We start from the raw sequence: 22,429 nt of genomic DNA on the forward strand, positions 1-22,429 counted from the left end.
AGCTTCGGTGTAGTAAATCCGCGGTCTTTGCTTCATACAAACACTCCTTCAGCCTTAGGCAGATATTGTGTTGCATTGACCAGTTGAATTCACAGTCGTCACTAGCTGGGGGAAAGGCACGCTTAAAATGAATTCTTATGGATATAGGTCGAAAAATATTTGTGATTACGAAAGCATTCAATTTTGTTGTGCTGTACGTGTACACATTTGGCATCTACCTATTGCTGACACCGGTATACCTGCTTATATCGATTCTGTTGTTTAAAGTTAACTTCTCACGAAAAACATCAATCTTCAAATGGCCGCTGCGCTATCTTTAATAATTTCGATTGCAGAGTCATTTTTAGTGGCTAAAATAAATATTTTGGCTATTTTGTTCAAAAAAGACTTTGAGTTCTTTCGTATGAACGATTCAGAATTTAATTTGTTTATCTTTCAAATCATTCTTTTTCGATTTGCAATTTTTTATTGATATTCTTAAGCGCTAAAAGATAAATGGGTGAAAAAGATAGTTATCACATTTGATAACTGTTGGCTAGGTGAGGAAATGCTTATAAGGATAAATGATGGTTTTGAATATTGTGCAAAAATTTTTTTCTTGCAATAATTTTGTTTTCCAGATCGTCTTTATCTGATGGTAGCTGTCCAGTAGATTTCATCTTGATAGAGAAAGGTAACGGAAGGCTGGAATTAGGTCTCAAGAATAATATGAGCAAACCTCATGAAATTCAATACGACCGACTACCGTGGGTGCTTTCGTCTGGCGGTGTGGAACTGCATGTATTTGTTGATGGCAAAAGAGTCCAACAGGTGCATGGAGTCGGACGAAATACATTGATTTTAAAATTGGGTCCTAAATCTTCAATCTCTAGTGAGGTTAATATCAGTTATTTATCCTCGTATTATTCTGAAATTTCTCTTGATAGAGTTTCAATTGCATGGGAATACAGTATTCCAAATAGTGAGATTTTTTGAAAAGCATTGCCGTCGTTTCGAGGGTGTGCTCAAGTCTCCTCCGACATAAAACTATCAAACCATAAGTTGGATTTTTAATGCTGCAAATGTGAGAGATAATGATAAAGATAATTGATATTAAATTTTTATGGGCGCTGGTTGGCTTGAGCGCATGGGTTTACGCATGCCCTGTAAATGTTAGCGTTGAGTCAAAAATAACGATGTTTTAATCGTCTCGATTGATAACATTTCGTCCCAAGATTTGGACATTCTCTACGATTTTCTTCCTTGGTCCATATTCGGTTTCGGAATAAACTACTCTGCGAAATACAGAGAGGCGAAAGCAGAAATTAGACCTATATATGCCGTTGGACATCGCTCGGAGATTGTTGTGCTTAAGGCAAATGCTTCTATGCAGCAAGAAGTATCTTTATACAAGCGCTTTAATGATCTGAAATCAGATGCTGGAGTTGTTGATGTAGCTTGGGTCTACAGATTTCCGGAGTCGGGAAAAGGGACAGAGGGCTGCGCTCAGTTCAAAGGCCAATTTTCTATTCTTGAAACACCCACCAAACGGACTTCAGAATGAGTCGTTCGACCAGTAGCATTTGCCGGTGGTGGGTTCACCGCTCTCTGGGATGCGGCGAAAGGCATGTACAAATGGAATGCCAGGTGCCGCTTTTCATGCTTCTCTCAGCGCCTGCGCCAACCCGAACTTGGCGCAGATTCCAAAGCACCCATCACCCCGCCTTTAACCCCGCATACAACCCCCGCGTAAACGCCTCCTCAAACACCGAATACCCCGACCAATCGCTGTGCGCAAAATGCAGGCGCCCGGTGCTGGGGGTGGGCAGGGCTTGGAGGCGTTCGCCGTTGATCAGCGCTGGGCGCTTGGCGCTGCTGGCGGGTTGGCCGATGCGGCTCAGCACGGTCTGGGTGCCGGGGCGGGGGATGGCCATCGCGTGGCCGTAGCGCATGACCTCGACATGGGTTGTTTTTTCGTAGATGTCGGCGTGCGCGCGGGCCAGGGTGGCCAGGGTTTGGTCGCGTGCTGCCTCCCAGCTTTGGGCCAGCAGTTGTTGGCGGGCGCTGCGGGCGCTGGCGCCAGGCGCGTTGCCGCCTAGCGCGCGGTAGCAGGTCAGCACGGTGGGCAGCTGCTGCATCGCATTCAGGCGCTGGTGGCCGGCGTTGACGTAGCCCAGGCCGCCGTGGGCCACATCGTCATAAAGAACATTGTCCCAGGCCAGTTCGGCGCCGGGGCGGTCGCGCAGCGGCGCGCGGATGTGGACGTTGGTCACCTGCCAGGGTGCCCAGTCCAGCGCCTGCACGGCGGCGCGCAGAAAGTCGGGCGGGTCTTGCACCACATGGGCGGCGATAAAGGTCGGCAGCGCCACGATGCAGTGTGCGGCCTGCCAGCGCTCCATGCTTTGGTTGGCGTGGTTGAAGCTGTCGATCTCCACGCCCTGGCGCGTCTCGGCAATCCGCATCACCGTGTGGCCGCTGTGCAGCCAGCCGGCGGCCTGCACCGGGGCCGCGAGCTGCTCGCTGAGCCAGCCATTGCCTTGCGGCCAGGTCAGCACGCTGTCATGCGCATCGTCCGGCATGCCCGGTGCTTGAAAGCCGTGGCGGCTGGCAAAGTAGTGCAGGCCGGCCCAGGCCGATACCTGGGCGCAGCCGGCGCCAAAGTCGTCCTGGCAGGCATAGTCCAGGTACCAGCGCAGGTGCGGGTCGTCCAGCTGCTGCTGGGCCAGCCAGGTGTCAAAGCGGATGGCATCCAGCGCCTGGTGTGCGGGCGCCAGGCCGCCTTGGGCCTGCCAGCTGCGCATGGTGGGCATGCTGAAGGGCTGGGCGCGCATGGCGCTGTCCACCAGCTGGGCAAAGCGCTGGTACTGCGCCAGGGTGCTGGCGGCCACGTCCTGCGTGGGCAGCAGGCCTTCCTGCCATTCGCCGTGGATAAAAAGGCGCTCCTGCGGGCTGAAGCACAGGTACTCGTCCTTGTACTGCCAGCGGCCGGCCACGCGCTGGCGCACGCCCAGCTCTTCGAGCAGGTCCTGCACCTCGGGGGCCTGGTCGCCAGGCACCGGCAGGTAGTGGGCGCCCAGGGGGCAGCGCAGGCCTTGCACCGTGCCGCCACGGCTGTTGCCGCCAGCCTGGTCTTCCAGCTCCAGCAGGGCCACATCGCTGGTGCCTGCCAGGCGCAAGGCGCGGGCGGCCGATAGCGCGGCAATGCCGCCGCCGGCAATCAGCACCTGCACGCGGTGGGTTCGGCTGGGCGCGGGCAGCGGCAGGCCTTGTGCCAGGCGGTCGCGCATCGCATGGCCGCGCTCCCAGGCCTGGCCTACAAAGCCGCCTTGGATATGGGCGGCGCTGGTGCTGGGTGGCGCGGGCTTGCAGCCGGCCAGCGCGCTGCTGCCGGCCAGCGCGGCGGCGCCCTTCAGGACGGAACGGCGCTGCATGGCTGGGCGGTTCGCAGTGGGCAGGAGTAGGCCGTCATGTCAGTGTGCCACCTTGCCCCATTCGCGCTCATAGGTATGCACCAACACCTGGTTGGACAGGCGGTTCACCTCGGTCGGCACCCGTGCCATGTCGGGCGGAAAGTCAAACAACAGCGGCAGACTGGGCAGGCTCAAAAAGCGCATGCCTTCGGGCAAGGTGCTCGGCAGGCTCCAGGGGCGGCGGCTGGCAATCACAAAGCCCCATTCGCCAAAGCTGGGCACATGGGCGTGGTAGGGCGTGGCCTGCATGCCCACTGATTCGACGGTGGTCACCACGGTCCAGAAACTCTCGCGCGCAATCAGCGGCGAGGTGGTCTGGATCACCGCAAAACCGCTGGCGGCCAGGTGCTGGCTCAGCATCGCATAGAAGCTGTTGGTGAACAGCTTGCCCACCGCAAAATTGGTCGGATCGGGGAAGTCCACGATGATCACATCGAACACCTCGTCGGCCTTCTGCAGCCACTGGAAGGCGTCGGCATTGATGGTGCGCACCTTGGGGTCGTTCAAGGCATTGCTGTTGAGCGCCTGCATGCTTGGCACGTTCTTGAACAGATCGGTCATCTGCGGGTCCAGCTCGACCAGGGTCACCGATTCGACCGAGGGGTACTTGAGCACCTCGCGCACGGCCATGCCGTCGCCACCGCCAAACACCGCCACCTTGCGCGGCGCGCCATAGCGGCTCATCACCGGGTGCACCAGGGCCTCGTGGTAGCGGTACTCATCGCTCTGGGCAAACTGCAGATTGCCGTTCAGGTACAGGCGCGCGCCGCGCTTGCCCTGGGTCACCACAATGCGCTGGTAGGGCGTGGTGCGGGTCAGCACAATCGGCTCCTGGTAGAAGTGGTCCTCGGTCAGCGATGTCAGGCGCTCTGCACCCAGCAGCCCGCCCAGCAAGGCGGCAATCACCAGACCGCAGGCCAGCACATGGCTGCCAAAGCGGCGCAACTCTTCCTTGAAGAGAAACAGCGCCCAAACCGCCACCAACGCATTGAGCAGCCCAAACACCAGCCCGGTGCGGATGAGCCCCAGGTGCGGCACCAGCAGCAGCGGGAAGGCCAGCGACACCGCCAGCGCGCCCAGGTAGTCAAAGGTCAGCACCTTGGAGACCAGATCGCGCAGCACCACATTGCGCTTGAGGATGCGCATGACCAGCGGTATCTCCAGCCCCACCAGGGTGCCCACCACCAGCACCGTGCCATACAGCATCCAGTGGAAGGCGCTGGGCACATAGGCATTGACGATGGACAGCACAGCAGGCAAGGCCCCGCCCACCAGTGCCACCATCAGCTCGATGCGCAGAAAATGCGCCGGCAGCTCGCGCACCAGGTAGCGCGACAGCCAGGATCCGATGCCCATCGCAAACAGATACGTGCCGATGATGGTGCTGAACTGCAGCACCGAATCGCCCAGCAGGTAGGACGCGAGCGCCGCTGCGGCCAGCTCGTACAACAGCCCGCAGGCTGCCACCACAAAGACGCTGAACAGCATCGCCACTTCCAGCGGGCTGGCGCGGCGTGGTGCCCCAGCGGGCTGGGCGGCGTGGCCGAACTCCAGCGCATCGTCGGTGCTTAAAGCATCGCCGGGGTTTGGGCTGGGTGCTGCGTTGGCAGAGGGGTTGGCGGGTGTGGGAGTCGACACGGGCGAGAGCTGCGGAAGCCTTGCAGGGCGCGCAGGCGCCCGCAGTGGTGGCTGAAAAAGAGAAAAAAGACAGGGCGCCTGCGCAAAAGCCAGGCGCCGCTACCGTGGCAAAGGGCGGCTGCCAGCGATGGCCGTCAGCGCCCGCGCAGGGGCAGTACTAGCCGATCGCCGCTGCCACGATGATGCTGATGCCCAGGCTCATCGCCGCCACCACCACGCCCAGCGCGAGGTTCTGCTTTTCCACAATCTCGGCCCACATGTCCACGGGGGTGATCTTGTCGATGATCAGAAAGCACAGCCAGAAGACCACCACGCCCACCATGGCGAACAGGATGGAGCCAAAAAACGCCGCAGGGCGGAACCATTCCAAATCCATCACAACTCTCTCCTTCGTCAAAAGCGCGCCCGCGTTGGGCTGTGCGCCGTGCTGTTGCCAGCGATTGTTTATTTGTGGCTGCCGCCGGAGCTGTAGCCACCCCATGAACCGCTGGACGACCGGCCGCTGCTCGTGCCCGTGCTGCTGCTGCACTTGCTCACATAGGTCGGGTCGGCGGCCAGTTTGCGCCGCTCCAGCGCAGTATCGCAGCCCTTGGGCCACAACCAGATGAGCAAAAAGAACAGTAGGAACAGGCCGATGATGACCGGCATGCAGCCCAGCTTGGGCACTGTAAAACTGCTGGTCTCGGGTTTGAACAGCGCCACCTGGTCGCTCATGCCAAAGGCCGAGGCGACCGACTCGGGCGTCATCTTGCGGCCCAGCGACCAGCTCAGCTCGCGCGGGCCCTGCTCCAGGTTCAGCAGCTGCGCGCCATCCTTGCCCCGGGCAAAGTCCACATTGTCGGTCTTGTCGCCCCGGGCCACCGGCCAGTAGAACTCGCCCAGCACATAGGTGGTCTCGGCGCGGTAGCGCGATTGCAGCTGGTAGGTCTGCTGCTTCCAGGTCGCCGTGCTGCGGCCCGCGCGGTAGTCGGGTGCGCCGGTCAGGGTCTTGACCAGGCTCCAGCCTTCGCTGCTGTTGACCAGGAACTGGAAGCCCTGCTGGCTGTGGTACAGCAGGTACTCGTCCCAGCCAAAGTATTCGTCGTCATCGGGCTCGATCCCAATTCGGTGCTGAAAGCCTACCAGCTGCCACTTGCTGCCGCCCAGGGTCGCTATCTTGCCCAGCGGCACCAGGGGCTTGACCGGGTCTTTCTGCATCGCGGCGCGCAGCTCGCCGCCAATGCCTTGCGATACATCGATGAGCGAGCCGCAGCTCGGGCAGGTCAGGCTCTGGGTGGTGTCCAGCTTGATATCGACCCGCGCCGCGCAGCGCGGGCAGTTGAAGTGCCGGCCCTGGTCCTTCTTGTTCGACGTGGTCTTCAGCCCCGCGATCTTGAGCGAGCCCAGCAGCACCGGCGCGCCCAGGTAGACGGCAGGCGGGTTGTCGCTGTAGTCGATGGACAGCACCTTGTCGTCTTCGGTGCGCAACTCCACCACGGTAAAGGGCTTGCCCAGCTCGGGCTGGTGCGGCATCTCGCCCTCGGCCGCTATCAGCTGGGCCAGCACCACGCTGGTCACGCTGTACTGCACGCCGCTGATCGCAATGCTCTGGCCCGGTTGCCAGCGGTCGGCCGGGGGTAGGTTCTTGGTGGCGGCCTGGCTGGCGCGGCTCAGCACAAACTGGCCGTTGTCCTCGCTGATGACGGCGGTCTCGCCGCTGTCGCCCAGTGCCAGCCACTCGTTCCAGCTGCCGGTCTCGCCCTTGTACTGCAGCCGGCCCACCAGCCGAAAGCCTTCGCTGCCCTTGGCGAACTGGCCGGTCTGGTTCAGCTTGAGCGGGCTGTAGTCGTTGAAGACCTCGGCCATCTTGCCGATGCGCTTCAAGATATCGCCATTGCGGACGATGGAGCTTTGGCAATACGGGCAGACTGCAAACACCGACTGGGCACTGGCAAATTCCACAGGTGCACCGCAACCCGGGCAGGGTGCCGTATAGCTGCGTTGCTGGTCCGTCGTCATAGGTCGTCTGGCTTGTTATGAAGGTGTTATACGTCGCCCGGTTGGCAACCGCACCGCATCATAGCGCAGGCTTTAGAACGTGTTTACGATCTCTACGCAGCCGCGTTGGAGTGCAATCGGGATGAGTTCGAAGCGCTGGGACGCAGCTTGCACCGGGGTGCAAGCAAGAGCGAGCGCGCAGAAATCGCCCGATTTCACTCCAACCCTTCGGGACAGTGGCTTTGCGGCCGCCCGGGCAGGGGCGGTCTGAGTCGTTGCAAATCCTCGCAATAGCGCGGCTATTGCTGCGGTGTTGCGCGGCTGGGCGCCCCCCTCGCATCCCATCCCGCAAAACCACTGTCGCGGCGCGAGGAGATCGTAAACACGTTCTTAGCGCGCGGGCCACCTGCCAGCGACTGGCGGTATTAGCCAGGCCTATGGTTTTTTTAGTGAGGATTCATTGGCCTTTGCCATTGCTAATAAATATCATTTACAGCACTGCCATCGATTTATTGCAAGAAAGAGCCCGCCATGTCCTCCCTCCGCCGCAGCCTGCAGAACAACCGCCAAACGCTGAAGAAGACCGCCAGCTACTACCTGATCCACATCACGGTGGCCGCGATGGTGGCCTATGCCGTCACCGGCAACCTGATCGCCTCGCTCACGCTGAGCCTGTTGGAGCCCACGGTGCAGGCCTTTGCCTTCTTCTTCCATGAAAAGGCCTGGCAGCGCTGGAATGCGCGCTCGGCTGCCGCTGTAGCGACCGCGCCCGTAGCCGTGCAAGCCAGCTGACAGGCCTCCTGACAGCTGCGGCCGGATGTGCGACAGTAGCGCATTGCCGCTACCCACAGGATGCACCGATGACCCCCTCCATCTCGCGCAAACGCTTTTCCTTCGCTGCCTGGCCCGTCCTCTGCGTCGCCGTGCTGGCCTTGCAAGGCTGTGATGTGGTGGCGCCCATTGGCAGCAATGCCGTGCTGTCGGACCAGGTGATCGCCGAGAAAACCGCCAATTACTTCAGCAGCACCGAAGCCCATGTGCAGGTCTTCGGCTTTGACCGCCAGCGCGAATCGACGCGCTACCAGGCGAGTTTTCAGGGCAACAAGTACAACTGCTCGATCTATATGAACCAGGTGCGCTGCGACCCAGCTGGCCAATAAGCTCGGCCCTCAGCTGCGCAGCGCCTCATCGTTGGCGCGCAGCAGCGGCGCCGGGTTGGGGAAGATGTCCTGCCAGACCGGCGCAAAGGCCTGCTCGCCCACACCGGGTGCGTCGCTGAAGTCGGGCAGGCGCAGCAGGCACAGCTGCAGGTGCAGATGGGGCAGCCACCAGCCGTTCTCCGCAAAGTCGCCCAGCTGGGCAAACTCGCTGCCTGCGGCAATCTGGTCGCCCGGCTGCCAGCGCTGGGCCGATGCATGGCTCAAATGCCCCCAGATGCTAAAAAACTCAGGGTGCGCGGGGCCCTGGTGGCGCAGCACCAGCATGCCGCCATAGTCCAGCCGGATATCACGCACTTCAGCCACGACCACCTCTGCGGCCAGCGGCAGCCGCAGCGTGGTGCCTGCAGGCGCAAACAGATCCAGGCCCAGGTGGCAGTCGCGCATCGCGCCTTCCAGGCGGGTGGATGCGTAGTTGCTGCTTTGGTAAACGCAGCGCTGCTCCATCCAATGGCCCACGCCCATCTCAAACCCCTGGCGCTGCTGCAGGGCCTCGTAGGCGCGGATGGCGCCCTCGCGGTCCATGCTGGCGCTGGTGGCGGCCACGGCCGAGTCAGGGCTGCGGAAATCGACGTGGCCCATGCGCGCCTGTGCCAGGCCGGGCATCAGCCCGCTCCAGCTGCCGCGCTGCTGCGCCACCCAGGCATGGAAGGCGGCGGCTTGGGGCGCGGCGCTGCGGCCGCTTTGGTGGCGTGCAATGGCTTCGGTGATGGGGTCGGCGGGGGAGTTAGTCATGGCTTTTGGGGTTGGCAGTGCTGCGCTATCGTAGCGGCCACCCTCCCACAGCGCCAGTTCCAAGCCGCGCGGGTCAGGCCTGGCTCAAATCAAAGCCGCCCGCAGGCTGTTCGCCCGCCAGCACCTGCAGCAGGTTGCTGGTGGCCATCTCGGCCATCGCGTAGCGGGTCTCGTGGGTGGCCGATCCGATATGCGGCAACGCCACCACCTTGGCGTGGGTACGCAGGGGGGATTCGACCGGCAGCGGTTCGGTGGCAAACACATCCAGGCCGGCGGCGCGGATCTGGTCGGTGTCGAGCGCATGCAGCAACGCATCCTCGTCGACAATCGCGCCGCGCGAGCCGTTGATGACGATGGCACTGGGCTTCATCAGCGCAAAGGCTTCGGCGCCCAGCAGGTGCTTGGTCTCGGGGGTGGATGGCACGACGGAGACGACAAAGTCTGCCTCGCGCAGCAGCGCATCACGCCCGACATAGTGCACATGGCCGGCCAGCGCGCCCAGTTCGCTCTCCGGCACGACGCTGCGGTTGTTGTAGAGCACGCGCATGCCAAAGCCCAGCGCGGCGCGCCTTGCCAGTGCCATGCCGATGCGGCCCATGCCCAGAATGCCCACGGTCTTGCCATGCACATCCCAGCCAAACAGGTCCTCACCAATATTGCGCTGCCACTGGCCGGAGCGCACATACATCGCCAGCTCCGGAATACGGCGGCTGGTGGCCATCAGCAGCGCAAAGATGGTGTCTGCCGTGGTCTCCGTCAGCACGCCTGGCGTGTGGCACAGCGCAATGCCGCGCTCGCGCAGCGATGCCAGCGGGTAGTTGTCCACGCCCACCGAGATGCTGGAGATCACCCGCAGCTGCGGTGCCTCGTCCAGCAGCGCATCGGTGATCGGGTAGCTCGACCCGATCAGCGCCTGGGCCTGTGGCAGCGCTGCAAAAAAGGCATCGCGCTGGGCGGCGACGCGTGGGTTGGCCACGGTCACATCGTGCGCGGCTTGCAGGCGGGCCAGCTGGTCCTCGGGCAGTTCACGAAAAACCAGAATCTGGTGGCGGGTGCTGCTCATGGCTGCTCCTGGATGCGTTGAAATCAATAGCCGGCGGCGGTCAAGGCTTCGCGGGTCGGCAGGCCTTCCGAATCGCCCAGCACCTGCACCTGCAGCGCGCCAATCCAGCAGCCGCGCTTGACGGCATCGGCCACCGAGCGGCCATCGAGCAGGCCGCTGATAACGCCCACCGCAAAGGCGTCGCCGGCGCCGACGGTGTCCACCACCTTCTCGACCGGGCAGCCGGCCACATAGCCGGTGCCGGCCTGGGCGTCATCGTAATAAGCGCCTTCTTCGCCAAGCTTGACGACCACCAGGCTTGCGCCCTGGTCGCGGTAGAACTTGGCCACCGCTTCGGGCGTCTTGTGGCCGGTCAGCAGCTCGCCTTCGGCCAGGCCGGGGAAGACCCAGTCCGCACCAGCGGCCAGCGCATTGATCTCGCGGCGCATCGTGGCCTCGTCCTGCCACAGGGTGGGGCGCAGGTTGGGATCGAAGGAGATGCTGCTGCCAGCAGCGCGGGCGATCTGCAGGGTGCGCTGGGCAGTAGCCAGGCTGGTCTGCGAGATCGCGGCAAACACGCCGGTGGCATGCAGGTGGCGGGCCGAGGCCAGCCAGGGCTCGTCGATGTCGGCGGGGGTCATCAGGCTGGCGGCCGAGCCCTTGCGGTGGTATTCCACCTGCGGGTCGCTGCCGTCATCGGTGCGGCCCTTGATCTGGAAGCCGGTCTTCTGCGCCGGGTCCAGCACCACATGCTCGCAGTGCACGCCTTCGCTCTTCATCTGGTTGATGAGGTAGCGCGCCATCGAATCGGCGCCCAGGCGGCTGGCCCAGTGGGTATTGAAGCCCAGGCGCGCCAGGCCGGTGGCCACATTGATCTCGGCGCCCGCAATGCGCTTGCTGAAGAACTCGGCGTTCTCCAGCGGGCCGGCGCGGTCGGCGATCAGCAGCATCATGGCTTCGCCAAAGGTGGCGATGTCGAAGGTCTTGGTGGTCATGGCCGTGTCTCTCTTGGGTGCTGTTGGCTGTTGGTTTGTTGGGAGCTGATCAGGAGGCCTTGGCTTGCAGTGCCGTGGCATCGCGCAGCACGGCCAGCTCCTGCTGGGTGACGGCGACCAGGTCGTCGCCGATCAGCGGGTACTCGATGGCGCGGGGTGCATCGCTGGGCAGCGCGCGCAAAATGGCGCGCCAGGCGGCGGCCGATTCGGCCAGCGGCACTGCCACCCATTTGGCAGGCAGGCGCTGCACGCCCTTGGCATGCACATAGGCCACGCGGCTGCCAAACAGCTGGGCCGCTTGCAGCGCGCATTCGCCCAGGTAGTGCCAGTTGCCCATGTCAAAGGTCATCGGCAAGCTCAGGCCAGCGGCATCGGCGGCAGCAAAAAAGCGCTGCAGTGCTTGCACCGTGCCAGCGGCCGTGGTCTGGTCGTTCTCGATCAGCAGGGTCAGGCCCGCGCCATCGATGGCGCTCTTCAGCGCTGCAAAGCCCTGGGCCGAATGCGCCACCGACTGGCTGGCAAAGCCGCCGATCGACATCTTGAGCCAGGTGGCGCCCAAGCTATGGCTGGCGGCAATCGCGTGTTGCACGGCGGCGGTGTTCAGGCTGCCGTCCATCGCAAACAGCGGCTGGGGGCAGGAGTAGACCAGGTCCAGCTGGTGATCGCGGCCAAAGGCAGCCAGTGCGGGCAACTCTTGGGCGGGGTTCAGCAGCAGCTCTTCGCGTACTTCATAGCCGTTGGCGCCTGCGCGGTGCGAGAGCTGGGCAAAGTAGAGCTGGCCGTGGCGGCGCACTTCGGCATTGCCAAAGGAGGTGAGGGAGATCAGGGCGGGCGAGCCCGCGTTTTGCAAGGACAAGGCCATGGTTGTTATGTATGTTGGCCGTTGGCGCCCGCCGGCCGGCGGGGCGCTAGCAGCGATCAATGAAGTCGTTGTGCACAGTCTGAGTTGGTAGCATGGGCGCTGTGCGGGCCCGGGGGCGTGGCGCTGGCGCGCGCCCCGCGCCGCCACACCATCAATGGTTGCTGAGGATCTGGCCCAGGAACTGCTGGGTCTTGGGGTGTTGGGGGTTGTCAAAGAACGCGGCCGGTGGGCCTTGTTCGATGATCTTGCCGTCGGCCATGAAGATCACGCGGTCGGCCACGCTGCGGGCAAAGCCCATTTCATGGGTCACGCAGAGCATGGTCATGCCGTCTTCGGCCAGGCCGATCATGGTGTCTAGCACTTCCTTGACCATCTCGGGGTCGAGGGCCGAGGTGGGCTCGTCAAACAGCATGATCTTGGGGGCCATGCACAGCGCACGGGCAATGGCCACGCGCTGTTGCTGGCCGCCCGACAGCTGGCTGGGGTACTTGTGGGCCTGGTCCGGAATGCGCACCCGCGTCAGGTAGTGCATCGCGCGCTCCTGCGCTTCGGCTTTGCTCAGGCCGCGCGAGCGCATCGGCGCCAGCATGCAGTTCTCCACAATCGTCAGATGCGGGAACAGGTTGAACTGCTGGAACACCATGCCCACTTCCTTGCGGATGGTGTCGATGGCCTTGCTGTCACCCGTCAGGTCCGTGCCGTCCACGGTGATCTGGCCCTTCTGGATGGCTTCGAGCCGGTTGATGCAGCGGATCATCGTGGACTTGCCCGAGCCCGAAGGCCCGCAGATGACGATACGCTCGCCAGCACGCACGTCGAGGTTGATATCGGTCAGCACCTGGAAGTTGCCATACCATTTCTCGACGCCTTGGAGGCGAATGATGGGTGCTTGCGAGGGGGTCGTCATAAAGCAGTCGTGTTCTTGAAGATGATCGTGTGGCGCTGCCCGGGCCGCTGTTCCGCCTAAGGGAGAACAGCGGCTTGCGCCTCAGTTTTTAGTCCAGCTTGGGCAGGTCGGCGCCCAACCACTTTTGGTACAGCTTGTTCAGCTCACCATTGGCGGTGTTCTTGGCGATGAAGGCGTTCACGGCTTCGGCCACTTCGTCCTGACCAGGGCGCAGGGCGACGGCCATGTTCTGCTGCAGCAGCTGGAACTTGTTCTCGAACTGGCCAGCAGGTGCGCGCTTGGCGATCTGGGCCGCCACGGTCACCGAGCAGCCGATGGCATCGACCTGGCCCGACAGCAGCGCTTGCATGGCCGATGCGTCGTCGTCAAAGCGGCGGATTTGCGTGCCTTCTGGCGCAGCCTTGGTGACGGCCACGTCCTGGGTGGAGGCACGTGCCACGCCCACGCGCAGGCCCTTGAGGTTTTCTGGGCCCTTGATGGCGGTCTTGGTGGCGCCGTACAGCACGATCGAAGCGGCCGAGTAAGGCTTGGAGAACAGCACCTGCTTGGCGCGCTCGGGCGTGATGGCCAGCGAGGCGATCAGCATGTCGACCTTGTTGGTCAGCAGGAAGGGGATGCGGTTGGGGCCGGTCACGGGCACGATGTCGGCGGTCACACCCCATTCCTTGGCCAGCAGCTTGGCCACGTCGGCGTCGTAGCCGTCAGGCTGGTTGCTGCCGTTCAGGATGCCGTAGGGCGGGAAGTCCACCAGCATGCCGATGGTGATCTTGCCCTTCTTCTTCAGATCCGCCAGCGACTGGGCCGATGCGGTCAGGGGCAACAGGGCGCTGGCAGCCAGGGCGGCAGCAGCGGAGGTGAAAGTGCGGCGGGAAATCTGCATGCTCATGTCTCCTAGTAGAAAAATCAACCGACAACCAAAAATGTTCAGCGGGCCAGGGCCTTGGCCTGGCGCTTTTCCAAGCGGCCTGCCCACAGGGACAGCGGCCAGCACAGGATGAAGTAAACGGCACCGACGACACCGAACACCAGCATCGGCTGGAAGGTGGCGTTGTTGATGATCTGGCCGGCGCGCGTGATCTCGGTAAAGCCGATGATGGCCGCCAGCGAGGTGCCCTTGATGATCTGTACCAGGTAGCCCACGGTGGGGGCCACGGCAATCTTCATCGCCTGGGGCAGCACGACGGCGCGCATGCGCCAGAAGTAGGACAGCGACAGGGCATCGGCTGCTTCCCACTGGCCGCGTGGCACCGCCTGGATACAGCCGCGCCAGATTTCGCCCAGGAACGCGCCGCTGTTCAGAATCAGCGCAGCAGCGGCTGCAATCCAGGGGTTGATCTCAAAGCCCAGAATGGGCGCGCCAAAGAACACCAGGAACAGCTGCAGCAGCAGCGGGGTGCCCTGAAAAATCTGGGTAAAGGCGGTGGCAATGCCGCGCGCCAGGCCGTTCTCTGACGTGCGCGACAGCGCAATCACCAGGCCCACCAGGGCTCCGCCGATAAAGGCGATCAGGGACAGGGCCACGGTCCACTTGGCCGCTTCAACGATGAACCACAGCTCGGGCCAACCAAAAGTACGCATTTCTTGTTCTCCGAGGGTGACTTATCGGCGGTCTGGATAGTTCAAGGCCATCTGGTAGATGAGCTTGAACAGCAGGTTGAAGGCCAGCGACAGCAGCAGGTAGATGAGGGCTACGACGATGTAGACCTCAAAGCTGCGGAAGGTCTCGGACTGGATGTTGGCGGCCACCGAGGTCAGGTCGTCAGCCGAGATCACGGACACCACGGCCGAGCTCAGCATCAGCAGGATGAATTGGCTGGTCAGCGCCGGGTAGATGGTCTTGAGCGCGGGCTTGAGGATCACAAAGCGGAAAATTTCCCAGCGTTTCAGATCCAGTGCCAGGCCGGCTTCGATCTGGCCCTTGGGGATGGATTCAATGCCGGCGCGGATGATTTCGGTGGCATAGGCGCCCAGGTTGACCACCATGGCCACCAGTGCGGCGGTTTGGGGCGACCAGCGCAGGCCTACGGCCGGTAGCGCAAAGAAGAAGAAAAACAACTGCACCAGGAAGGGTGTGTTGCGGATCAGCTCGATGTAGGCATTGATGACAAAGCGCAGCGGCGCTGGGCCCGAGGTCTTGCCCCAGGCGCAGACGATCGCGACGGCCAGGCCGATGATCATGGCGAGAAAAGACAGCTGGATGGTCACCCAGGTGCCCTGCAATAGCTGCGGCCAGGCTGCCAGGACCTGGTCGAATTGGAACGTGTAGTTCATGGCGATGCGGCGCGTTTGAAACCGGTTTCAGTAGCGCCGCAGTTTAACGTAAGGTTACGGAGCGATTACTAGGGTTTGCCCTAGTTTGGTGCGTAACGCCTTTTTTAGCCGTTAAGAATCAATTGGTTGGAGATTTTGTCGAGCCGCGCACAATGATGGTGCCTGGTAACTCGACTGTTCGGGCGGGGCTTTGCAGGCCCTGGATGCGCTCGATCAGGCAGGTGGCGGCGGCCTGGCCCAGTGCATCGGTGGGCTGGGCCACGGTGCTGAGGCCCGGGCCCACCAGCGCGGCCCAGTCGGTTTCGTCCACGCCAATGATGCCGAGCTCGCGCCCGGGCACCCAGCCCAGTGCGTGCACGGCGGTGGCCACGCGCAGGCTGGCCACGGCATTGCCGGCCAGTACCGCAGGGCGGCGGCCGGCTTGCAGCGCCTGCTGCTGCCACTGCTGCAGGTGCTGCTGCAAGGCGCTGGCGTTGTGCGGTGTGCTCTCCCACACATCGCCCTGCATGGCGGCAGGCTTGCCGCGCCGCTTGCTGGCCTGGCCTTGCAGGTAGCGGGCAAAGGCCTGCTGGCGCGCGGTGCGCGAGCTCACATCGGCAATCGGCTCGGTCACCAGCAGCACCTCGTCAAAGCCTTGCTGCTGCAGGTGGTCCATCGCAATCTGGACCACGCCGGGGTTGTCCACGGTCACAAAATCGGCGTCCAGCCCTTCCTGGAACCGGTCCACCAGCACGATGGGTTTGCCGTGCAGCTGCGCGTCCTGCCAGAGCTGGGCGCTGGTGTCCACGCGGTTGAGGATCATGCCGTCGAGCTGGTAGGCGGACAGCGCATGCATGGCATCGCGCTCGCGCCCTGCCTCATTGCCCAGGTTGAACAGCACCAGCAGGTAGCCGGCGGCCTGGCAGGCCTTTTCTGCGCCCTGCAGCACTGCCACCGAGAAGGGGTTGGTCACATCGGCCACGGCCAGGCCGATCAGGCGGGTGCGGCCATGCTTGAGCGCCTGCGCCATCGGGCTGGGCCGGTACTGCAGGCTGGCAATGGCCTCTTGCACGCGCTTGGCCATGTCGGGGGTGAGGATGTCGGTGCGGCCATTGAGGTAGCGCGACACCGTGGCCTTGGAGACCTGGGCCGCCAGCGCCACATCGGCAATCGTGGCCCGGGCCTTGGCAGGCGCTGGGCTGGCTGCCCCGGGTGGGCAGGGGCGCGATGGAGTGGCGGTGGGCGCAGGCTTGGGCACGGGGCAATCCAGGGTGGTCGTTACGGTAGCGATGGTAGCGCCGAACCGCAGTGGCCCGGCCCTGGCATGCCCGTGGTGCGGGGGGGGCAGTCGCGCAGGTGCTGTGGTGGGCGGCTGGCGTGGGTGACTGGTTCCGGCCTTCCACAGCCGCCGGTCGGATCGCGGTGCTTGTCAGGATTCTCCGACTTTGCGCCTGTGGATAATTTTGTGCAATGTTGCCGTTGTTGCGCGAGAAACTCCCTGCAATCTCCCTCTAGGAAAGAAATGCACACCGGGAAGCCGGTTTCTGTGGATAAGTTAATTTCATAGCAACTTAGTCAAGTGCTGTGTGGGCATCAAGGAGGCAATCAATAAAGGCCTGCGCCACACGGCTGGGAGCGGGCGATAAGCGCCACATGGCCACGAATTGGCAACGGTAATGGAAGCGTTCTGGCCGTACAGCCCGCATCAAACCTTGGTTTTCAAAACTGGCTGCATAGTGGTCCGGCAGAAATCCCAAAAAACACCCGGACAAAATCAAGGTGGCAATCGACTCCTGGTCAAACCCCGTCGCCGCGCGCGGCAGCCGCACGCTGTGGCTCAGCTCCATATTGGGCGAGTGGTAGCCCAAACCGGCAAAGGGGTAGCTGCGCAGCTGCTCCCAGTCCAGCGCCTGGTGATCCTGCTCCCAGAGGTCATGGCCGCCGGCGCAGTACAGCTGCATGTTCTCGGCAAACAGATCGCGGTAGACCAGGCTGGCCGAGCTGCGGTGCGCCGGGATGATGCCCACATGGAAACGCCCATCCATCAGGCCGCGCTCGATCGCGTTGATCGAGCTGACATGCAGCTGCAGGTTCACATCCGGCGCCTGGCCGTGGAACTGCGCAATCGCGCGGTGGATCTGGGCCTGCGGGTTGCTCACCGTCTTGTCGAAGATGGCGATCTCCAGATTGCCGCCCATGCGAGCGTGGATATCGTCAATGCGGCTGCGGAACAGATCCACGCCGCCCAGCAGCTGCAAGGTGGCCTCGTAGACCTGGTGGCCCTCCGGCGTCAGCGCAAAGCCCGCGCGCCCGCGCCGGCACAGCACCATGCCCAGGCGGGTCTCCAGGTCCTTCATGTGCCGGCTCAGGGTCGACGTGCCGATGTTGAGCTCCAGCTCGGCGGCCGACATGCCCCCGCACTCCACCACGCTCTTGAAGACCTGCAGCAGCCGCAAATCCATATCGCTGAGCTGGCCCAGCACCGCGCGGGCGCGGCGGGCAGCGGCGGGGGGGTGGGGTGGGGAGGCAAACACGGGAGGGCGGGCAGGCATCCGCATAGCTTAGCGGCTTTGGATGCTGCCGCCCTCAGTGTTTACAGAAGCTGTTTAGAGCCGCTTACACGGCCCAGCAAACCGAAGGTTTGCGGTTGAGACTAGGCGCCAAGCCGCAGGCAGTACAGAAGTACGACAAGGCTTGGCGCGGCCGGCGAGGCAACGACGTATCAAGGGTTGTGTGAGTGGCTCTTAGCGCACGCCTACTGCTGCGCCACGGAAAAGCTTGCTGTACTCCCGCGGCTGGCTGCGCCAGTACTGGCGCGGTGCATCCACCTGCGCGCCCAGGCTGGCGGCCGCATGCCAGGGCCAGCGCGGGTCATACAAGGCAGCGCGGCCAATGGCGACCGCATCGGCCTGGCCCGAGGCCACAATGTGCTCGGCCTGCGCAGGCTCGGTCACCAAGCCGACGGCCATCGTGGTCAGGCCGGTGGCCTGTTTGATGGCCTCGGCAAAACCCACCTGATAGCCCGGCTGCACGGGGATCTGCTGGGCGGTCGACAGCCCGCCCGAGGACACATGGATGGCGCTGCAACTCAGCGTCTTCAGCCCTTGGGCCAGCGCGATCGAGCCATCGATATCCCAACCACCCGGCGCCCAATCCGATGCCGAGATACGCACCCACACCGGCTTGGCCGCAGGCACGGCCGCGCGCACGGCGGCAAACACCTCCAGCGGGTAGCGCAGGCGGTTCTCCAGGCTGCCGCCGTAGGCATCGCTGCGGGTGTTGGATAGGGGCGAGAGGAACTCGTGCAGCAAATAGCCATGGGCCATGTGGATCTCGATGCCATCGATGCCCAGCGCATCGGCCGCCTTGGCCGCTGCCACAAACGCATCCTTCACCTCTGCCAGCTCGGCAGGGCTCATCTCGGCCGGCGGCACCTCGCCCGCCGCATGGGCAATCGCCGAAGGTGCCTGCGCCACCCAGCCCCGGGGCGCATCGGGCGCAATCTGCGCAGCGCCTTCCCAAGGCAAATGGCTGGACGCCTTGCGGCCCGCATGGGCCAACTGGATAGCGACCGGAATGGCCGAGATCTTGCGCAGCGACCCCATCAGCCGCCCCAGCGCCTGCTGGTTGTCGTCCGAATAAATGCCCAGGTCCGCATCGGTAATACGCCCCACCGCCGACACCGCCGTGGCCTCCAGCACCAGCATGCCCGCGCCCGATACCGCCAGGCTGCCGTAGTGCATCAAATGCCAGTCATTGGCATTGCCCTCTTGCGCCGAGTACTGGCACATCGGGGCGATGACGATGCGGTTGGGGAGGGTGAGCTGGGACAGGGTGAGGGGCTGGAACAGCTGCGAGGGGGCTGCGGTGCTGGTGGGGGTGAGTGATGGGTCGGTGGTTCTTTGCATGGGTGGGTGTCCGGTTGGTTTGCGCTGCGGATGTGGATGATCCCGTGCGTCAAAGGTGGCGCAGGCGGGATGCATCGACAGACTGCTGGAACGGCATACAGCGTAGTCCTATATTCCGACCTGGGTGCTGGGAGGGATTGGCACCGGGTGACCTGTTGGGGACATGAGAAGACCGCAAGGCTGGAGGGTGCCGAACTCTGAAAGCGGGTTCTGCATACAGCGATGAACTGGTACGCATGCAGAGCTGGTGCACGGCGAAATACTTGCCGGTAGGCCGCTTGGTGGACGTTGCGCTGGAAGCCATTCCTGCGCAGAACGCAGGTTCACCAATGACCGGAAGAAACCAACTCCGCCATCCTGTTCTCGGGATAGCTCTCTTTGTAGGTTGATATGAGAAAGTTGTATTTTCTCAATGCTGAGTTGCTTACTTTTTCAGCATAGTTCTTTTTTACAATAATCTCGTACAGGCCAAACGCTTCTCGGGGATCTGAAATTCTATTTTCAATAAGATCGTTAAGGTTTTTGACGAATGCTTCTTCAGTCGAAAAAGCTTTCAGCGAACCAACCCAGCTGGTGTATTTTGAAACGCTGCCAACGCCTAAGAGGCTCATGTCGCTGACCATCTCGGGTTTGTTTTTGTTCAATAGTTCGAAAACGTCTTGGCGCTCATCTGCATTCATGGATTTTGCTAATTCATAATTTTCTTGAAGGTTTGATACCATCACTTCAAATCCATAATCATTGTTGGATTTGATGATTTCTGCAATGATATTATGGGCATTTGCAACAGGTGCATGGAGCATGTGTGCGAGCTCCCCATAGTATTCCTTTTCACTGATCAGGTCATCGGCTAATGCAGTTTTTAAAGTCTGGTGGGTATCTGCGAAGTTGCCTGATCTCGAATAGTCAAAAAGCCTGTCTCGTTTCATTTGTCTAAGGGTCTGCAAGGCCGATGGATCTGCTTCTCGCAAAGGCGCGTCAGCGATTGGGTGAGGAAGATTATTGGTCAGTAGCTTGCTGGCATCTTGGGCTGACAGACAGTGAATAGGAGATTCGTCTTGAATGGCATCATTGGTGACAAGTGAAAAAATACTTCCCAAAATAAGTATTCCCACAATAAATGTAACGACAATCGTTTGTTTTTTATGATTACGCATAGTTGCCATCAAACCATCTGTGTGGTGTTGAAAAGGTTTTGAATGGTAAATTTTTCATGGCTGTTTGAAGCGTTTGCACAAGCAAGTGTACTGCCACTTGATCTCATTTCTATGATATGGTATTGAGAGGGTGGGGGAGTCTGTTTTGAGATACCTTTGTATCGAATAGAGTTCACATTTATTGTGCATGAAGACGTCATTTTCGATGGTTGTCGATATGCATGCGTGCTGCGGATTAAATGAATTTAGCTATCAATCTGCAGTATAAGTATTTTTGTATACTGATGTAGCTTTGTAGGTTTTCTGTGCAAATATAACCATTTGCTTAAATATGATAGATCCGTTGTCCTGCCATCTTCCTAATAAAAGGTTTAATTTGGTATCTGCTGGATATCTATAATCCGGCTCAATGTATACTCAAATATGGCAATCATTCTTCGCTGACCTTCATCAGATATTTAAATCTGGCCTATCGAAACCCCATGTCCACCGCCCTCCTCCTCATAGACATCCAACAATCCCTCTGCACCGGCCCCAACGCCGCCTGGGATTGCCCCAGCCTGATCGCCCGCATCAACCAGGTCACCGCCGCCGCGCGCCAGGCCAACACCCCCATCATCTGGGTGCGCCACGCCGAGCCTGGCCTGGAAGCGGGCACGCCCGGATGGCAGTTGGCCGATGGCCTGCAGGTGGACAGCGCTGACCTGACCCTGGACAAAACCACCGGCGATGCCTTCTGGAAGACCGACCTGCTGCCCATGCTGCAAAACCTGGGTGTGCAGGAGCTGGTGATTGGCGGCATGCACACGGAGTACTGCGTGGATGTGACCACGCGCGCGGCGCTGCGCCATGGCTACCCAGTGGTGCTGCTGGAGGATGCGCACACCACTTGCGGCAATGCCGCCGTCACGCCGCAGCAGGTGATTGCGCACCACAACATCACCCTCAGCAGCACCAGCAGCTTTGGCCCGCGTGCGCGGCTGCAGACGGCGCAGCAGTGGGCGGATTCGGTCAGCCAGGCTTGAGAAACCCGGCTTGGCCGGGGTTAGCCCAAGGCGCTAAGGAGGCGTTCTAGCTCCCAAAGTCGAAGCAGCCCAGCCCAGTGCACACTGGCGCTGCACCGATGTCGTTCATGCTTGTCCCCTGTCAAGCGCGCAGATCACATATGCATCTGCGCATTCCTCAGTTGGAGTAGCTGCTTGCAACATGCACAGTGCAAGCAGGCCCTGCCGTGATGGCAGCCTTTTCTCCCATGTACTGAAGGACGACACAGCATGACTATCCGCACAGCAGCGCCTTGGCGCGTTTTGATTGCCGGCACCATCGCGGCAACCGTTTGGGGCGCAAGCCCTGCCTTTGCCAACACGCCGCAGGCGGTGCCCTCGGGCGCGCTGGTCAGCACCGAATGGCTGGCTGCCAACCTGCAGCGGCCCGATGTGCGGGTGATCGAGGTGAGCGTGAACCCGGGGCTGTATGAGCGGGCGCATATTCCCGGGGCGGTCAACTTCTCCTGGCACAACGACCTCAATGACAAGGTGCGCCGCGACATTGTCAGCAAGGAGGCGTTCGAGCAATTGCTGTCCAAGGGCGGCGTGAGCGACAACACCACCGTCGTGCTCTACGGCGATACCAACAACTGGTTTGCGGCCTGGGGCGCCTGGGTGTTTGATGTGTATGGCGTCAAGAACGTGAAGCTGCTCGATGGCGGCCGCAAGAAGTGGGAGGCCGAGAACCGCGCGCTGAACAACCGCGCGCCGGACTACGCCACCACCAACTACCGCGTGGGCCAGGTCAACACCGATCTGCGGGCCCGCCTGGGCGATGCGCTGGCAGCGGTAGAGACCAAGGGCGCCACGCAGCTGGTGGATATCCGCTCGGCCGATGAATACCAGGGCAAGGTGTTTGCACCTGCCGGTGTGCCCGAGCTGTCGATCCGGGCAGGCCATATCCCTGGCGCGGTGAATGTGCCCTGGGGCAAGGCGGTCAATGAAGACGGTACCTTCAAATCGCGGGCCGATCTGCAAAAGCTCTATGCCGATGCCGGCATAGACGGCAGCAAGCCCATCATCACCTACTGCCGCATTGGCGAGCGCAGCAGCCACACCTGGTTTGCGCTCAGCAAAATCCTGGGCTACCAAGTGAAGAACTATGACGGCTCCTGGACCGAATACGGCAACAGCGTCGGCGTGCCGATCAGCAACCCGGCCGGCACGATCTGGGCTGCCAAGTAAGCCCAATCCTGAATGTATTGAATGTCTCCGCATGGGCCTTGGTCCTGTGTTCACTGCCCGC

22 protein-coding genes are annotated in these 22,429 nt (G+C 61.6%); 6 read left to right on the forward strand and 16 right to left on the reverse strand.

What is annotated here, in order from left to right:
* Positions 1-708: 708 nt before the first annotated feature.
* Entirely contained in the window at positions 709-975 is a 267-nt protein-coding gene (locus tag EDF71_RS18955; protein WP_133858119.1) for a hypothetical protein, read from the forward strand.
* Positions 976-1,216: 241 nt separating this feature from the next.
* Positions 1,217-1,543 carry a hypothetical protein gene (locus EDF71_RS18960; protein ID WP_133858120.1) on the forward strand — a complete coding sequence of 109 codons (327 nt, stop codon included), beginning with the start codon at positions 1,217-1,219 and terminating at the stop codon, positions 1,541-1,543.
* Between the two features lie 151 nt (positions 1,544-1,694).
* On the opposite strand, the gene EDF71_RS18965 is transcribed toward EDF71_RS18960, so the two are convergent.
* From EDF71_RS18965 to EDF71_RS18980, 4 genes are all read right to left on the reverse strand, one after another.
* Positions 1,695-3,410: an FAD-dependent oxidoreductase gene (locus EDF71_RS18965; protein ID WP_133858121.1), complete on the reverse strand. Its 1,716-nt coding sequence runs from the start codon at positions 3,408-3,410 to the stop codon at positions 1,695-1,697.
* Positions 3,411-3,449: 39 nt separating this feature from the next.
* The gene (locus EDF71_RS18970) at positions 3,450-5,003 is read right to left on the reverse strand and encodes a polyamine aminopropyltransferase (RefSeq protein ID WP_279586299.1); all 1,554 of its coding nucleotides are present in this window, start codon (positions 5,001-5,003) and stop codon (positions 3,450-3,452) included.
* 241 nt (positions 5,004-5,244) lie between these two features.
* Positions 5,245-5,463 carry a DUF350 domain-containing protein gene (locus EDF71_RS18975; protein ID WP_021027983.1) on the reverse strand — a complete coding sequence of 73 codons (219 nt, stop codon included), beginning with the start codon at positions 5,461-5,463 and terminating at the stop codon, positions 5,245-5,247.
* A gap of 68 nt (positions 5,464-5,531) precedes the next feature.
* Entirely contained in the window at positions 5,532-7,085 is a 1,554-nt protein-coding gene (locus EDF71_RS18980) for a DUF4178 domain-containing protein (RefSeq protein WP_133858122.1), read from the reverse strand.
* Positions 7,086-7,595: 510 nt separating this feature from the next.
* Between EDF71_RS18980 and EDF71_RS18985 the strand changes: the two genes are divergently transcribed.
* Entirely contained in the window at positions 7,596-7,856 is a 261-nt protein-coding gene (locus EDF71_RS18985; RefSeq protein WP_133858123.1) for a DUF2061 domain-containing protein, read from the forward strand.
* A 68-nt stretch (positions 7,857-7,924) separates the two neighbouring features.
* Positions 7,925-8,224, forward strand: coding sequence for a hypothetical protein (locus EDF71_RS18990; RefSeq protein WP_133858124.1), 300 nt, complete (start codon positions 7,925-7,927; stop codon positions 8,222-8,224).
* A gap of 9 nt (positions 8,225-8,233) precedes the next feature.
* Here EDF71_RS18990 and EDF71_RS18995 read toward each other — a convergent pair whose 3' ends face one another.
* From EDF71_RS18995 to EDF71_RS19050, 12 genes are all read right to left on the reverse strand, one after another.
* Positions 8,234-9,016 (reverse strand): peptidoglycan DD-metalloendopeptidase family protein, encoded by a 783-nt coding sequence (locus tag EDF71_RS18995; protein WP_133858125.1) that lies wholly within the window; start codon positions 9,014-9,016, stop codon positions 8,234-8,236.
* A 73-nt stretch (positions 9,017-9,089) separates the two neighbouring features.
* Complete coding sequence (locus tag EDF71_RS19000) at positions 9,090-10,079, reverse strand: D-glycerate dehydrogenase (protein WP_133858126.1); 990 nt, start codon at positions 10,077-10,079, stop codon at positions 9,090-9,092.
* Between the two features lie 23 nt (positions 10,080-10,102).
* Complete coding sequence (locus tag EDF71_RS19005) at positions 10,103-11,053, reverse strand: sugar kinase (RefSeq protein WP_133858127.1); 951 nt, start codon at positions 11,051-11,053, stop codon at positions 10,103-10,105.
* Between the two features lie 49 nt (positions 11,054-11,102).
* Positions 11,103-11,915, reverse strand: a complete 813-nt coding sequence (locus EDF71_RS19010; protein WP_133858128.1) for a TIM barrel protein — start codon at positions 11,913-11,915, stop codon at positions 11,103-11,105.
* Positions 11,916-12,066: 151 nt separating this feature from the next.
* Positions 12,067-12,822, reverse strand: coding sequence for an amino acid ABC transporter ATP-binding protein (locus EDF71_RS19015; protein WP_133858129.1), 756 nt, complete (start codon positions 12,820-12,822; stop codon positions 12,067-12,069).
* Positions 12,823-12,910: 88 nt separating this feature from the next.
* Positions 12,911-13,708, reverse strand: coding sequence for a transporter substrate-binding domain-containing protein (locus tag EDF71_RS19020; RefSeq protein ID WP_133858130.1), 798 nt, complete (start codon positions 13,706-13,708; stop codon positions 12,911-12,913).
* Positions 13,709-13,746: 38 nt separating this feature from the next.
* Positions 13,747-14,400: an amino acid ABC transporter permease gene (locus EDF71_RS19025; protein ID WP_133858131.1), complete on the reverse strand. Its 654-nt coding sequence runs from the start codon at positions 14,398-14,400 to the stop codon at positions 13,747-13,749.
* A gap of 21 nt (positions 14,401-14,421) precedes the next feature.
* Positions 14,422-15,093, reverse strand: coding sequence for an amino acid ABC transporter permease (locus EDF71_RS19030; protein ID WP_133858132.1), 672 nt, complete (start codon positions 15,091-15,093; stop codon positions 14,422-14,424).
* A 118-nt stretch (positions 15,094-15,211) separates the two neighbouring features.
* On the reverse strand, positions 15,212-16,330 hold the full coding sequence (locus EDF71_RS19035) for a LacI family DNA-binding transcriptional regulator (protein WP_133858133.1): 1,119 nt from the start codon (positions 16,328-16,330) through the stop codon (positions 15,212-15,214).
* 313 nt (positions 16,331-16,643) lie between these two features.
* Positions 16,644-17,630 (reverse strand): LysR family transcriptional regulator, encoded by a 987-nt coding sequence (locus EDF71_RS19040; protein ID WP_133858134.1) that lies wholly within the window; start codon positions 17,628-17,630, stop codon positions 16,644-16,646.
* A 186-nt stretch (positions 17,631-17,816) separates the two neighbouring features.
* Positions 17,817-18,980 (reverse strand): NADH:flavin oxidoreductase/NADH oxidase, encoded by a 1,164-nt coding sequence (locus tag EDF71_RS19045; protein WP_133858135.1) that lies wholly within the window; start codon positions 18,978-18,980, stop codon positions 17,817-17,819.
* A 323-nt stretch (positions 18,981-19,303) separates the two neighbouring features.
* The gene (locus EDF71_RS19050) at positions 19,304-20,146 is read right to left on the reverse strand and encodes a hypothetical protein (RefSeq protein WP_133858136.1); all 843 of its coding nucleotides are present in this window, start codon (positions 20,144-20,146) and stop codon (positions 19,304-19,306) included.
* A 473-nt stretch (positions 20,147-20,619) separates the two neighbouring features.
* On the opposite strand from EDF71_RS19050, the gene EDF71_RS19055 reads away from it, so the two are divergent.
* Together EDF71_RS19055 and EDF71_RS19060 are read left to right on the forward strand one after the other, a co-directional pair.
* Positions 20,620-21,162 carry a cysteine hydrolase family protein gene (locus EDF71_RS19055; protein WP_133858137.1) on the forward strand — a complete coding sequence of 181 codons (543 nt, stop codon included), beginning with the start codon at positions 20,620-20,622 and terminating at the stop codon, positions 21,160-21,162.
* Positions 21,163-21,411: 249 nt separating this feature from the next.
* The gene (locus EDF71_RS19060; RefSeq protein WP_133858138.1) at positions 21,412-22,368 is read left to right on the forward strand and encodes a sulfurtransferase; all 957 of its coding nucleotides are present in this window, start codon (positions 21,412-21,414) and stop codon (positions 22,366-22,368) included.
* The last annotated feature ends 61 nt before the right edge of the window (positions 22,369-22,429 follow it).

It is taken from the genome of Comamonas sp. JUb58, from assembly GCF_004364775.1.
Lineage (GTDB): Bacteria > Pseudomonadota > Gammaproteobacteria > Burkholderiales > Burkholderiaceae_C > Comamonas.

What these genes read in the sequence shown, in the direction of transcription:
- EDF71_RS19030 (WP_133858132.1), bottom strand. Translation starts at nt 15,093, where the DNA reads ATGAACTACACGTTCCAATTCGACCAGGTCCTGGCAGCCTGGCCGCAG.
- EDF71_RS19010 (WP_133858128.1), bottom strand. Translation starts at nt 11,915, where the DNA reads ATGGCCTTGTCCTTGCAAAACGCGGGCTCGCCCGCCCTGATCTCCCTC.
- EDF71_RS19015 (WP_133858129.1), bottom strand. Translation starts at nt 12,822, where the DNA reads ATGACGACCCCCTCGCAAGCACCCATCATTCGCCTCCAAGGCGTCGAG.
- EDF71_RS18980 (WP_133858122.1), bottom strand. Translation starts at nt 7,085, where the DNA reads ATGACGACGGACCAGCAACGCAGCTATACGGCACCCTGCCCGGGTTGC.
- EDF71_RS18995 (WP_133858125.1), bottom strand. Translation starts at nt 9,016, where the DNA reads ATGACTAACTCCCCCGCCGACCCCATCACCGAAGCCATTGCACGCCAC.
- EDF71_RS18955 (WP_133858119.1), top strand. Translation starts at nt 709, where the DNA reads ATGAGCAAACCTCATGAAATTCAATACGACCGACTACCGTGGGTGCTT.
- EDF71_RS18975 (WP_021027983.1), bottom strand. Translation starts at nt 5,463, where the DNA reads ATGGATTTGGAATGGTTCCGCCCTGCGGCGTTTTTTGGCTCCATCCTG.
- EDF71_RS18965 (WP_133858121.1), bottom strand. Translation starts at nt 3,410, where the DNA reads ATGCAGCGCCGTTCCGTCCTGAAGGGCGCCGCCGCGCTGGCCGGCAGC.
- EDF71_RS19025 (WP_133858131.1), bottom strand. Translation starts at nt 14,400, where the DNA reads ATGCGTACTTTTGGTTGGCCCGAGCTGTGGTTCATCGTTGAAGCGGCC.
- EDF71_RS19050 (WP_133858136.1), bottom strand. Translation starts at nt 20,146, where the DNA reads ATGGCAACTATGCGTAATCATAAAAAACAAACGATTGTCGTTACATTT.
- EDF71_RS19060 (WP_133858138.1), top strand. Translation starts at nt 21,412, where the DNA reads ATGACTATCCGCACAGCAGCGCCTTGGCGCGTTTTGATTGCCGGCACC.
- EDF71_RS19000 (WP_133858126.1), bottom strand. Translation starts at nt 10,079, where the DNA reads ATGAGCAGCACCCGCCACCAGATTCTGGTTTTTCGTGAACTGCCCGAG.
- EDF71_RS19005 (WP_133858127.1), bottom strand. Translation starts at nt 11,053, where the DNA reads ATGACCACCAAGACCTTCGACATCGCCACCTTTGGCGAAGCCATGATG.
- EDF71_RS19020 (WP_133858130.1), bottom strand. Translation starts at nt 13,708, where the DNA reads ATGAGCATGCAGATTTCCCGCCGCACTTTCACCTCCGCTGCTGCCGCC.
- EDF71_RS19040 (WP_133858134.1), bottom strand. Translation starts at nt 17,630, where the DNA reads ATGCGGATGCCTGCCCGCCCTCCCGTGTTTGCCTCCCCACCCCACCCC.
- EDF71_RS18985 (WP_133858123.1), top strand. Translation starts at nt 7,596, where the DNA reads ATGTCCTCCCTCCGCCGCAGCCTGCAGAACAACCGCCAAACGCTGAAG.
- EDF71_RS19045 (WP_133858135.1), bottom strand. Translation starts at nt 18,980, where the DNA reads ATGCAAAGAACCACCGACCCATCACTCACCCCCACCAGCACCGCAGCC.
- EDF71_RS18990 (WP_133858124.1), top strand. Translation starts at nt 7,925, where the DNA reads ATGACCCCCTCCATCTCGCGCAAACGCTTTTCCTTCGCTGCCTGGCCC.
- EDF71_RS19055 (WP_133858137.1), top strand. Translation starts at nt 20,620, where the DNA reads ATGTCCACCGCCCTCCTCCTCATAGACATCCAACAATCCCTCTGCACC.